Origin of the sequence: Paenirhodobacter sp. (assembly GCF_050177655.1) — a bacterium.
Taxonomy (GTDB): domain Bacteria; phylum Pseudomonadota; class Alphaproteobacteria; order Rhodobacterales; family Rhodobacteraceae; genus Rhodobacter.
Window position 1 is genome coordinate 38,641 of sequence record NZ_JBFXGV010000021.1, and the last position, 11,053, is coordinate 49,693.

Consider the following 11,053-nt stretch of genomic DNA (forward strand, 5'->3'; position numbering starts at 1 on the left):
CTCCGTCTGAAGGTCTAGACCAGTCGGTCTATTCAGGTCAGTAGACCAATTGGTCTAATGACGCTATCCTTTTCTGATGGACGCGCTCGATTCCCGTGAGAAACTGTTGCGTGCCGCCTCCGCGCTCTTTCGTCAGAAGGGCTATTCGGGGGTTGGGCTGTCGGAAATTCTGGCCCTGGCCAAGCTTCCCAAGGGGTCGCTTTATTACCATTTCCCGGGGGGCAAGCCGGAGCTCGCCGATGCTGCGACCCGCTGGGCGGGATGCTGGCTCGAAACCCTTCTGGACAGGATCTTCAACGCGGCCGACAGCTACGAGGCCGGGGCGCTCGCGGTTTGCGAGGCGATCGCGGCCGCGGTGACCTCCGAGGCGCATGTGCCCGCCTGTCCGGTGCTCAGCATCCTGCAGGCCGCGCCGGCCGAACCGCGCCTGCAGGTGGCCGCGCAGGAGGTTTACGCGCGCTGGACCGATTGCATCGCGGGCCATGCGGCCCGTCTGGGGCACGCCGCCCCGCGCGACGAGGCCTTTTCGCTGCATATCCGCCTGCAGGGGGCCTGGGTCATGGCTTTCGCCCAGCAGTCGAATGCTCCCTTCATCCAATTGGCGTCGCAATTGAGGTCTGCGCGTGGGGCGCAGGTCTGACAGAAAGGCTTTCCGGGGGCGCGTGCGCGCGATCCGACCATTTGCTTGCAGGAAACCTCCAAACGGGAGAAAACGGGCTCCTTCCAGACAGGAACATGGCTCTCGGGCTGCAGGCGCATCAGAGATTTTCAGAGATATGTCGTGACACCGGACACCGCATCGCACCCTGGCGCCGGTCCGTGGCTCCGATGATAGATTTTACATATTGTTACATTAAAACAATATCTTGATCATCTATGTGTGCAGCGGGTGCACACGAAAATCGGAGCTTTGCTTCCTATTATTCTCACGATGTCGCGCGAAACGACCGCCGATGATGCGATGTATCTAGAAGGCGAGTGCCGGGCGGTTTCGCAGCGGCCCAAGATACCATCGCGCATACACATTACCGCGAAATGCATCATTCCGAGCAGTTGCATGCGATGGCGTGGACAAGCGTGCCGCAGCGTAAATCCGGCGGAATGGCGGGCTGTAAGGACGGACCAGGAAAAGGGCAAGATAAGAGCGCCTGCCACGAATGCCATAAGTCTCTGACACGACTTGGCTGTTCCTGTGCCTGCGGATCGGTCGCGAGCAAGGTGCCCAAAATTCATCAAGGATTTCAATACTTCGGCATCCACAGTGGCTGTCGAGTGGAAAACTTTTTGAGAATATCCCGCGATATGGCGCGTGCTCGCTTGTTGAGGCGGGGGAGTGGCGTCAGGTGATCGCCTCGAAGGGAAGAGACTGGGCGACCAGCTGTTTCAGGGCCGCGACATGGCCCCGGCTCGGTCCGGTGACGTCGAGCGTCGCAATCCGCAGGGTTTCGGCGGCCCCTTGGGCTGCGATGGCGTACCCTGCGTGGACTGGCTCGGCGGGGAGTTCCCCGTGGTGCGGATAGAGCAGCATGACGTTCGGGCAGTGATAGAGCTGGCTGTAGGCCATCAGCTGGTAGACGTCGGCCTGGCTGACGCCTTGCTTCGGATCGTCGATACGTGGGGTCATGCGCTTCCATTTCGTGTCGATGACCATCACGATCCGGTCGCCTTGCCGGATGATCAGATCCGGCTTGGTGCGGAAGCGGCCGGTTTCGCCTTCGAACAGGCAATCCCTGTGCCCGCCCTGCGCAGTGACGCGCAAGCCGCTGCCGGCTAGGGCGCGCGCCAGGAGGCGGGCGACATATTGCTCGAAGAGGGTGTTCATTTCGAAGAGCAGCGCGTGGCCGTCACTCGACCCGGCGCTGGTTTGCTGGTGGCGATCGGAGAGGAAGAGACGCGCGAAGGTGAGGAGGTCGCGCCACCTCTGGTTCGTACGGTCCAGCGTGATCCGGTCCCAGCGCAGTGCGGGCACCGCGACCTCGGAGACATCGGCATAGGCGAAGCCGAGTTCGCGCAGCATGCGCTGGTTGTCCGGTGCCTGAGCCAGCCGTCTCAGGCGCGTCACGGTGGCGCGCATCACATGGTTGAGCGCGATATCGGGCGACAGCTCGTCATACCTGCAGGCCAGCCGCTGCGGCGCCACGGCGTGGCGGGAGAATTGCCGGGTCACATCGAGTCGACCGCGCAGGGCAGGCAGATCGTCGGCCTGCTCCAGGTAGCGGCGGGGCAGCCCCATGCGCACCGCATCCGTCAGCTTCGCGGCAAACAGGCGGATCAGCAGCTCGAGCACGGTGTCTTTCTGCCACCCGAGCTGCGTCATCGCGCCGGCGTCGATGCGCAGATCATGGATGACCGCCAGCATATGCACGAGCCGTTGGCGCAGGAAGGCTTCGCTTGCGCCCCGTTCGCCGGCGGCTTCGATCTTCGGCAGGATTTCGAGCTGACAGCCCTCGGTCGCGATCACGCCCACCACGCCACGCGCGCGCAGCCCCTTGCGCCCATGTTCCAGAACCCCGTCGCCCCCCCGGCCGGCGAAAGCGGAGCGCGCGGCGATGGCGGCGATCCGATCGGCCTGCGCCTGCGGGATCGAGGCCTCGTCCTCGCCGTAACCGATGCGCTGCCATTCGTGGAGGGTGCGGCGGATCATGCGCCGAGCAGCCGTGAATAATCGAAACTGCCGGCCCGCACATCCCAGCGGAAACGCACCATCGCCTCGCCATCGTCCAGGCCCGGCGGCGCTTTCAGAACGGAGCGGGTGAGGAAGCCACCCTCGATCTTGCCCTCATGCGCCTCCAGATCGCCCAGAACCGCGGCGATCTTCGCCCAGTCCTCGAAGAAATATTCCGCCAGAAGCGGGATCACCTTGTCGCGCATCACCGCATCGACATCTGCGCGCGTGGCGCAGGTGATGAAATAGGCATGTCCGATCTGGTGCTCGCGATCGTAGAGATATTCGATCCGTTCGTTTATCACCGTCAGCAGGCGGGGCAGGTCCATCCCGGTTTTCGCCGCGGCTTCGGCCAGAACCGTGGGCTCAGGCATCATCTCGCGAAAGCTGAAGCGGCGGCGCAGCGCGGTGTCGAGCAGCGCGATGGAGCGGTCGGCGGTGTTCATCGTGCCGATGATGTGAAGGTTCGCCGGTACGCCGAATTCGTCGCGCGAATAGGGCAGGCGCAGCTTGATCTGATTGGGCTGGCCGAGCCTCTTGTCGGGCTCGAGCAGCGTGATGAGCTCGCCGAACACCTTTGATATATTGGCGCGGTTGATCTCGTCGATGATCAGCACGAAGGGCTCGGGCGCGGCGGGGCCTTCGGCCTGCAGGCTATTCATGTAGCGTTCGAGGGCGGGGAGGTTGAGCGAGGTCTTGTCGAGCTGGTAGATCGTGCGCTGCGAAAGCTGCATCGCATAGATGTCGCTCGCGGCGATCCCTTCCCTGTCGACCCAGAGCCAGTCGACGGCACGGCGTTGGGCATAGTCGTGGCGCCCTTCGATTGGCGTGAACTGGTAGCCTCCCGTAACGATGCCAATCGCTCGCACCAACAGATTGCCCTTGGTGACGAGCAGCACGTCGCCCTCTTTCAGCTTGTTGCGAAAGAGGTCGATCATCATCGTGGCGGGCTCGGAGAAATATGCGGCAGGGTTTTCCTGCTTTCGCGCCTTGGCTGCGTCGTGGATCGCCTCGCGCGACGAAAAGCGGGCATCGGTGAGATCGAAATCGGGAAATCCGAAGATCGCGCATCCCTTTTCGATCGCTTCGTCGAAAAGCGGCGTATCTTCGGGCAGGGCGATGGCCCCGATCGACATCTTGAAGACCTGTCGCCCGTCGAGCGACAGCCTCGTTTCGGCCCCGATACTCCCGCGGCTCGCTTCTGCCCGTCGGGCGATGCGCCGGAAGATGCCGTGCACGGTTTCCAGCCGGAAGCCCGCCGTCGCGCCGTCCTCTCCCTCTTCCGAGCCGGTCATCGGCTGGCGCCCCTCGACGAATTCCTCATAGGCCATGGATTGATGGAAGGTGACGAATTCGATCCGCCCCGTAGCCACGAGGCTCTGATAGGCCGTCATGAGTTCGTTGCGATCTGCCGGGACCGGCACGCCGCACAGGCGCAGCGCCTCGGCCGCGGAGTGATAGGTCTTCCCGGTGCCGGGAGGGCCGTAGAGGATGAGGTTGGTGGTCGCCATCGGTTGGGGGTTCTCCGTTTCCTGCGGCTTGACGCCCTCGACGGGGGAGAGGGAGGCCTCAGGAAGTGATTTGTCCAGTGCGATCCAGAGAAAGCCCTGTATGTCGAGCCAGTCCTGCGGGCGCCAATGCCATTCGTCGCGCATGATCTCAAAGAGGTTGGAAAAAACCTCTGCAAAGCGCCGGTAGTCACGCAACATGTCTGCCTTGGATTCAACGAAAAGCTTCTCGGTCGTGAGAACCTCCCAAGCTTCGTTTATCCGGGTGATTTTCAAGGGAACGGCTTCGGATGGGCGTGTCATGGCAAGAGCCGAAAAGACGATGTTCAATCTCTCCCCGTAGGTCAGAGACGTCGCCCCCCGGGACCGCAAATCGCCCAATGCGTCGAATGCCTCGGAGAGAGCTGTCTGCGCTGGGTGATCGCTACGCAGCAACGTGCCGATCGCCGCGTAAAACTCCCCGAGTAACTCCGGCGTTTCCTTGGCGATCCTGTCTTCCGTTTGCCATCGGATGAAAGGTCCGTCCTTCGCGGCGGTTTTCAGGATCTCGACCACCGCTTTTCCGAGCGAATCGTCTTGAACCTGTTCGTTCAAGACGGCGCGGACCCGTTCGCTTGCCGCGAGCTTGTAAGCCTTTTCGCCCCAGGCCCATCCTTCACCGGGTTCGACGAAGTCCCTGAAATCCGGGCAGAGGGCGAGAAATCTCCGGCGGAGATTTTCAAGTGCGCTCCTGTTCACACCTGCGGGGTTCAGGTCAAAACGAAAGACGGTGGCCGGGCTTTGATCGGCCCCGATCTGCTCTGGAGAGGCAATCTCGGCAAGCTCTTGAAACTTCTTTCCCGCCAACGCCTGACAGATATTCGGCCAAGCCTGGTTCAAATCGAGCGCGGCGTTTACATCGCGCACCGATACGTCGACGTGCGTATTTCCTTCTTCACGGCCGGGTTCGATGTAGTGCTCCAGCACATACTGCCGAATACGATCGGCGTCTTTGGTGTTCCCGGGGGGCTCACCTGCAAGGAAGCGCCCATATTGTCCAAGCCAGCTGCCCCAGCTTGACAGGCGGTTGTGCGGTTTGTCCGAGTTCGGCATCAGGATGCGGTAGTCTTCGCCACCTGAGCGGGCATCGTCTCGCATCGCCCTGAGCCGATCTCTCAGACCCGAGAATTGATCGTCGTTCCAGGCCTCATGCAGATCGTGATAGGGCGAGCCGAGCGCGGAAAGCTTGGTCTCGATCGTCCGCACGGCATAGAGACGCGCATTCCGCCCCTTTTCAGTTTGCGCGCCGCCCTGTTCCAGCCATGCCTTGAATGCAGTTTCGTCCTTCAAAGGAAACGCCTCCCAATACGTCCTGCCGGCACCTGCGGTTGGCCCGATCGCGGAAATCGGACGACTGCCGAGCCCCACTCATTTGCTTGTACAACCTGAGGGGCACTTCCATCATCCTCAAGTTTCGATGGCTCGCCCGAGGCTATCCGGGTTCGCTTTCCAATCGCAATGTTGGAGTTTTGGTCTGTGCTCGGTTCTCGAGCTGGCAGCGCCCTTTACGCCACCCGTGTCCGGGGCAACCTGTTCGATGGTGAAGCCGGCTTCGAACAGGGGGCTGGTGGCTTCGTGGCGCAGGTCGTGGAAATGCAGGTCCTCGATCTGCAACGCGTTGCAAACCCGCCGGAAAGCGGCGCCGACGGAGCGGACGTTATAAGGAAAGATCCTGCCGCGACTGCCGACGATCTTGCGCTGTTCCTCGATCAACGCGCAGGGATCGTAGTCCGAGACCGAGAGCAGGGGGATGCGTTGGTGGTTGCCGGTCTTGCGGCGCGGGTCCTTGCGGGCGCAGATGAAGAGCATCGGGGCGCGGGGGGCGTAATCTTCCCAGCGGGGGCGGCAGATCTCGTCCTGCCGCATGGCAGTCGCAAGGACGAACCGCACGATGAGGGCCGCGGGGATGAACTGCCTCGGGTTGCTTTCCAAAGCGGCAAGGATCGCCTCGATCTCGTCGGAGCTCGGGCGGCGGTCGCGCTCCGAACCCTTGTCGACGAGGCCGAGGCGCGTGAGCGCGATCCGGGCGTGCGCGACGCCATCGGTGGGGGCGATGAGGCCGTGCACGGCGGAAGCATGGGAGAGGATCGTCTTGATAGAACCAAGGTCGATGCCGACGGTCACGGGGCCGGCCCCTTCCCTGGCGCGGCTTGCGGCCGAAGGCGATCAGCCGCTCGCGGCCCAGCTCGGAGGGTTTCAGGGGGCCGAGCCGCAAAGTGAGGAAACCGAGGCTGGCGGCTTTCGAGCGCCCGAGCGGTTTGCCGACCTCGGCCAGATCCGCTTTGTGCAGTGTGATCAGCTCGCCGAATGTCTTGGCCGCCCGCGCTCCGGCGTGTATAGCTTCGCCGCGATCGATCCTGCTCTCGACACTCCGCGCCCAAAGCTCCGCATCGCCGCGCCTCAGGAAGGTTTCGCTGACGTAATTGCCCTTGCGTCTGACCTGAGCGCGCCAGGAGCTAGAGGGAAGCTTTGAAATCGTCGCCATTCGTGTGCTCTCTATGTGCACTGCGCGGTCGAAACGTGGCGGAAAGGGGCGTATCCGGTCGCAAGATGGAGTGCAGACGCTGCCGCGCAATATGTTGAAGATAAAGAAAAAATGACGAAAAATAAAGCATATGCGCTCGCCGTAGCGCCGATGATGGATTGGACCGACCGCCATTGCCGGGTCTTCCATCGGCATATCTCGCGCCACGCGCTGCTTTACACCGAGATGGTCACCGCGCCCGCGATCGTGCACGGCCGGCGCGCGCAGCTGCTCGACTATTCCGCGGCGGAACATCCCGTCGCGTTGCAGCTGGGCGGTTCCGAGCCGGCCGAACTGGCCGAGGCGGTGCGGATCGCCGCCGACTGGGGTTATGACGAGATCAACCTCAATTGCGGCTGCCCCTCCGACCGGGTGCAGTCGGGGGCTTTCGGTGCGGTCCTGATGAAGACGCCCGATCTCGTCGCGCGCTGTGTCGAGGCGATGATCGCCGCGAGCCCGGTCGAGGTCACGGTGAAATGCCGCATCGGCGTCGACGACCAGATCCCGGAAGAGGTGCTGCCCGATTTCCTGCGCCGCGTCTCGGGCGCCGGCGTCAGCCGCTTCACAATCCACGCGCGCAAGGCCTGGCTGCAGGGCCTCTCGCCGAAGGACAACCGCGAGATCCCGCCGCTCGACTACCGCCTCGTGCATGCGATGAAGGCGGAGTTCCCGGCGCTGCACCTCTCGATCAACGGCGGGCTCACCAGCCTCGCCGAGGTGCGGGCGGAGCTCGCCTCCGGCCTCGACGGGGCGATGGTCGGGCGCACCGCCTATCACGAGCCGATGAACATCCTCGGCCGCGCCGATCTGGAGATCTGGGGGCAGGGGGGCGAGGCCGATCCTTTCGCGGTGGCCGAAGCGATGAAGCCCTATATCGCGGATCACCTCGCCGCGGGCGGGCGGCTGCACCAGATCACGCGCCACATGCTTGGCCTCTTCCACGGTCGGCCCGGGGCGCGCGGCTGGCGCCGGGTGCTTTCCGAAGGGGCCACGCGCGAGGGCGCCGGGCTCGCGCTTTACGATTTGGCGCTGGCGGAAGTGCTCCGCGCTCTCTAAGCCTTGGCGCGGGAGGATCACCATGACGCATCTGCAAACGCTCTTGCCGCTCGTCGCGACGCTCATCGCCGTCGGCGCCTTCGCCGGGGTTCTGGCCGGGCTGCTCGGGGTGGGGGGCGGCATCGTGCTGGTGCCGGCCTTCTTCTACCTCTTCTCCGGCCTCGGCTACGGTTCGGACAATCTGATGCAGGTCTGCGTCGCCACCTCGCTCGCGACGATCATCGTGACCTCGGTGCGCTCGGTGCTGGCGCATAACCGGCGCGGCGCGGTGGACTGGACGATCCTGAAGCAGTGGGCGCCGCCGATCGCGGTGGGTGCCGTCGTCGGCGTGATGGTGGTGGCGCAGCTGCGGACCCAGACGCTGCAGCTGATCTTCGGCGTGATGGTGTTCTGCATCGCCTGCTACATGGCCTTCGGCAAGGCGAGCTGGCGGCTCTCCGACAGCCTGCCGGGCGGGATTTTCCGCGCCTGGTTCGGGCCGCTGATGGGCTTCGTCTCGGTGCTGCTCGGCATCGGCGGCGGTTCGATCGGTACGCCGATGCTGACGCTGCACGGGGTGCCGATCCATCGCGCGGTGGCCACTTCGGCGGGCTTCGGCGTCACCATCGCGCTGCCCTCGGCGGTGGCCTTCCTGCTCACGAAAGTGCCCGATGCGCCGCCCTATACGGTGGGCGCGATCAACATCCCGGCCTTCCTCGTGGTGATCGCGACGACGACGATCACGGCGCCCTGGGGCGCGGCGCTCGCGCATCGGCTCGACCCGAAGCCGCTCAAGCGGATCTTCGCGGGCTTCCTCATGCTGGTCGCGCTGAACATGCTGCGCAAGGCGCTGTTCTGATTTTTTCTTGGCTGAAATACTCCGGGGTGCGGGGCAGAGCCCCGCTCCTCACTTCACCCCCTGCGCCTTCGCGGCATTCCAAAGCGCATCCATCTCCGCCAGATCGCGTTGCGCCGGGGTCTTTCCGCGCGCGTTAAGTTCGTCCTCGATGTAATTGAAACGGCGGGTGAAGTTGCCATTCGTCGCGCGCAGGCAGGCCTCCGGGTCAAGCCCCAGATGCCGGCCCAGATTGACGATGACGAAAAGCAGATCGCCATATTCCTCGGCGATCTCCGCGGGGCCGAGGCTCTCGCGCGCCTCGTTCAGCTCCTGCGCCTCCTCGACGATCTTCTCCACCACCTCGGCGGTCGAGGGCCAGTCGAACCCCACCCGCGCGGCGCGGTTTTGCAGCTTCAGCGCGCGGCTGAGCGCCGGCAGACCCAGCGCCACGCCGTCGAGCACGCCCTTTTCGGCGCGCCCGGCGCGCTCGGCCGCCTTGATCTTCTCCCAGTCCTCGGTCTGCTGCGCGGCCGACTTGTCGCGGCTCTCGGTGCCGAAGACATGCGGGTGGCGCGAGATCATCTTCGCGTTGATCGCGCGCAGCACGCCCGCGGCGTCGAAATGCCCGGCCTCCTCGGCGAGGCGTGCATGGAACACCACCTGCAACGCGAGATCGCCCAGCTCGCCCTCGAGCTCATCCCAGGCGCCGCGTTCGATCGCATCGGCGACCTCATGCGCCTCCTCGATCGTATAGGGCGCGATCGAGGCGAAATCCTGCTCCAGATCCCAGGGGCAGCCGGTCTCGGGGTCGCGCAGGCAGGCCATGATCGCGACGAGACGGCGGAACTGCTCCGCCACGTCTCCGCCGGCGTCGAACAGCATCGGATCGGTCGGTTTCGGCATTGCCCTTCCTCCGTTTCGGGGTCATTCAATCAGCTATCCTTGCGCAACCCCCGAGTCCACCATGCCCGTGATCAATCGCATCGCCGCCCTCGCCCCCGAGATGAAGGAATGGCGGCAGTGGCTGCATCGCCACCCCGAGCTGCAGTTCGACCTGCCGCAGACCTCGGGCTTCGTCGCGGCGCGGCTGAGGGAGATCGGCGTCGACGAGATCCACGAGGGCATCGCGAAAAGCGGCATCGTCGCGCTGATCCGCGGCTGCAAGCCCGGCCCGGTGATCGGGCTGCGCGCGGACATGGACGCGCTGCCGATCACCGAGCTCACCGGCAAGGGCTACGCCTCGGAGCATCCGGGCCGGATGCACGCCTGCGGCCATGACGGCCATACCACGATGCTGCTCGGCACCGCGAAATACCTCGCCGAGACGCGGAATTTCGCGGGCACGGTGGCGCTCCTGTTCCAGCCCGCCGAAGAGGATGGCGGCGGCGGCGGCGTGATGGTGCAGGAGGGGGTGATGGACCGCTTCGGCATCACCCAGGTCTACGGCATCCACAACGCGCCGAACCTGCCGCTTGGCCATTTCCAGACGACGCAGGGCGCGCTGATGGCGGCGGTCGACACCGCCTGGGTCACGGTGACGGGCAAGGGCGGCCATGCCGCGACGCCGCAGGTCTGCTCCGATCCGATCCCCGCGATCGTGAGCATGGTGAGCGCGCTGCAGACGATCGTGAGCCGCAACCTCGACCCGCTCGACGAGCTCGTCGTTTCGATCACCCAGATCCATGTCGGCTCGGCCGACAATATCACCCCCGAAACCGGCTGGTTCTGCGCGACGATCCGCTCCTTCACCCCGGAGGTGCGCGAGATGGTCGAGCGCCGCTTCCACGAGATCGTCGCGGGCATCGCCGCGGCGCATGGGGTGCGTGCCGAGATCCGCTATGACAAGGGCTATCCGCCGACGGTGAACCACGCCGAGGAGGCGCGGTTTGCGGTCGATGTCGCGCGCGAGGTCTCGGGCCGCGACGCGGTCAACGACGATGCCGGGCGCGAGATGGGCTCGGAGGATTTCGCCTATATGCTCGAGGCGCGCCCCGGCGCCTTCCTCTTCATGGGCATCGGCCCGGGGGCGGGGCTGCATCATCCGGCCTATGATTTCAACGACGAGGCGGCGCCGATCGGCGCGAGCTTCTTTGCGCGGCTCGTCGAGCGCGCGCTGCCGGTGGTCTGATCCGGGGGGCGGCCGGGCAGGGGGCGCTGCCCCCTCGGGCTTCGCCCTCACCCCCGAGGTATTTTCGGCAAGATGAAAACCCGCTCCTTCATCTTGCCTGAAATACCTCGGGGGAATTGGCCGCAGGCCAAGGGGGCGGAGCCCCGCCTGCGCAGGGGGGCAAAAGCCGCGATTCTGACGGGAGCGTGAGCGGGGCATTTCCCGCCCCGTCGCGCCTTGCCATTGCGGGGGGGCGCGGCTAGGGTGCGCGCCGAAAACCGGGACCAGATCCCCAAGGCCCTAACGAAAGGTCCAGCCATGTTCGTTACCCCCGCAT

The 11,053-nt window shown here is 64.8% G+C and carries 9 protein-coding genes; 5 read left to right on the top strand and 4 right to left on the bottom strand.

Annotation, left to right across the window (positions count from 1 at the left end; translation table 11 throughout):
- Positions 1–76 precede the first annotated feature (76 nt).
- Positions 77–640 (top strand): TetR/AcrR family transcriptional regulator, encoded by a 564-nt coding sequence (locus AB7U46_RS09590; RefSeq protein ID WP_428336740.1) that lies wholly within the window; start codon positions 77–79, stop codon positions 638–640.
- A 699-nt stretch (positions 641–1,339) separates the two neighbouring features.
- Here AB7U46_RS09590 and AB7U46_RS09595 read toward each other — a convergent pair.
- The 3 genes from AB7U46_RS09595 to AB7U46_RS09605 form a co-directional block, all read right to left on the bottom strand.
- Positions 1,340–2,644, bottom strand: a complete 1,305-nt coding sequence (locus AB7U46_RS09595) for an McrC family protein (protein WP_428336741.1) — start codon at positions 2,642–2,644, stop codon at positions 1,340–1,342.
- Positions 2,641–5,502, bottom strand: coding sequence for an AAA family ATPase (locus AB7U46_RS09600; protein ID WP_428336742.1), 2,862 nt, complete (start codon positions 5,500–5,502; stop codon positions 2,641–2,643). Before AB7U46_RS09600 ends, AB7U46_RS09595 begins: the two co-directional genes overlap by 4 nt.
- A 117-nt stretch (positions 5,503–5,619) precedes the next feature.
- Positions 5,620–6,336: a site-specific integrase gene (locus AB7U46_RS09605; protein ID WP_428336743.1), complete on the bottom strand. Its 717-nt coding sequence runs from the start codon at positions 6,334–6,336 to the stop codon at positions 5,620–5,622.
- On the opposite strand from AB7U46_RS09605, the gene AB7U46_RS09610 reads away from it, so the two are divergent.
- The 3 genes from AB7U46_RS09610 to AB7U46_RS09620 all read left to right on the top strand — a co-directional run bounded on the left by AB7U46_RS09610 (position 6,323) and on the right by AB7U46_RS09620 (position 8,630).
- Positions 6,323–6,685 carry a hypothetical protein gene (locus AB7U46_RS09610; protein WP_428336744.1) on the top strand — a complete coding sequence of 121 codons (363 nt, stop codon included), beginning with the start codon at positions 6,323–6,325 and terminating at the stop codon, positions 6,683–6,685. The genes AB7U46_RS09605 and AB7U46_RS09610 overlap by 14 nt on opposite strands.
- 123 nt (positions 6,686–6,808) lie before the next feature.
- Positions 6,809–7,792, top strand: a complete 984-nt coding sequence (gene dusA, locus AB7U46_RS09615; protein WP_428336745.1) for a tRNA dihydrouridine(20/20a) synthase DusA — start codon at positions 6,809–6,811, stop codon at positions 7,790–7,792.
- A gap of 22 nt (positions 7,793–7,814) precedes the next feature.
- Positions 7,815–8,630 carry a sulfite exporter TauE/SafE family protein gene (locus AB7U46_RS09620; protein ID WP_428336746.1) on the top strand — a complete coding sequence of 272 codons (816 nt, stop codon included), beginning with the start codon at positions 7,815–7,817 and terminating at the stop codon, positions 8,628–8,630.
- A gap of 48 nt (positions 8,631–8,678) precedes the next feature.
- Here AB7U46_RS09620 and mazG read toward each other — a convergent pair whose 3' ends face one another.
- A complete protein-coding gene (gene mazG, locus AB7U46_RS09625) occupies positions 8,679–9,491 on the bottom strand; it encodes a nucleoside triphosphate pyrophosphohydrolase (protein WP_428336749.1) in 813 nt (270 codons plus the stop codon).
- An 82-nt stretch (positions 9,492–9,573) separates the two neighbouring features.
- On the opposite strand from mazG, the gene AB7U46_RS09630 reads away from it, so the two are divergent.
- Positions 9,574–10,737, top strand: a complete 1,164-nt coding sequence (locus AB7U46_RS09630) for a M20 aminoacylase family protein (RefSeq protein WP_428336747.1) — start codon at positions 9,574–9,576, stop codon at positions 10,735–10,737.
- The last annotated feature ends 316 nt before the right edge of the window (positions 10,738–11,053 follow it).

Bases quoted from the DNA above. Each gene is read 5' to 3' on its own strand.
- mazG (WP_428336749.1), bottom strand. From the start codon at position 9,491: ATGCTGTTCGACGCCGGCGGAGACGTGGCGGAGCAGTTCCGCCGTCTC.
- dusA (WP_428336745.1), top strand. From the start codon at position 6,809: ATGACGAAAAATAAAGCATATGCGCTCGCCGTAGCGCCGATGATGGAT.
- AB7U46_RS09610 (WP_428336744.1), top strand. From the start codon at position 6,323: ATGCCGACGGTCACGGGGCCGGCCCCTTCCCTGGCGCGGCTTGCGGCC.
- AB7U46_RS09630 (WP_428336747.1), top strand. From the start codon at position 9,574: ATGCCCGTGATCAATCGCATCGCCGCCCTCGCCCCCGAGATGAAGGAA.
- AB7U46_RS09590 (WP_428336740.1), top strand. From the start codon at position 77: ATGGACGCGCTCGATTCCCGTGAGAAACTGTTGCGTGCCGCCTCCGCG.
- AB7U46_RS09620 (WP_428336746.1), top strand. From the start codon at position 7,815: ATGACGCATCTGCAAACGCTCTTGCCGCTCGTCGCGACGCTCATCGCC.
- AB7U46_RS09595 (WP_428336741.1), bottom strand. From the start codon at position 2,644: ATGATCCGCCGCACCCTCCACGAATGGCAGCGCATCGGTTACGGCGAG.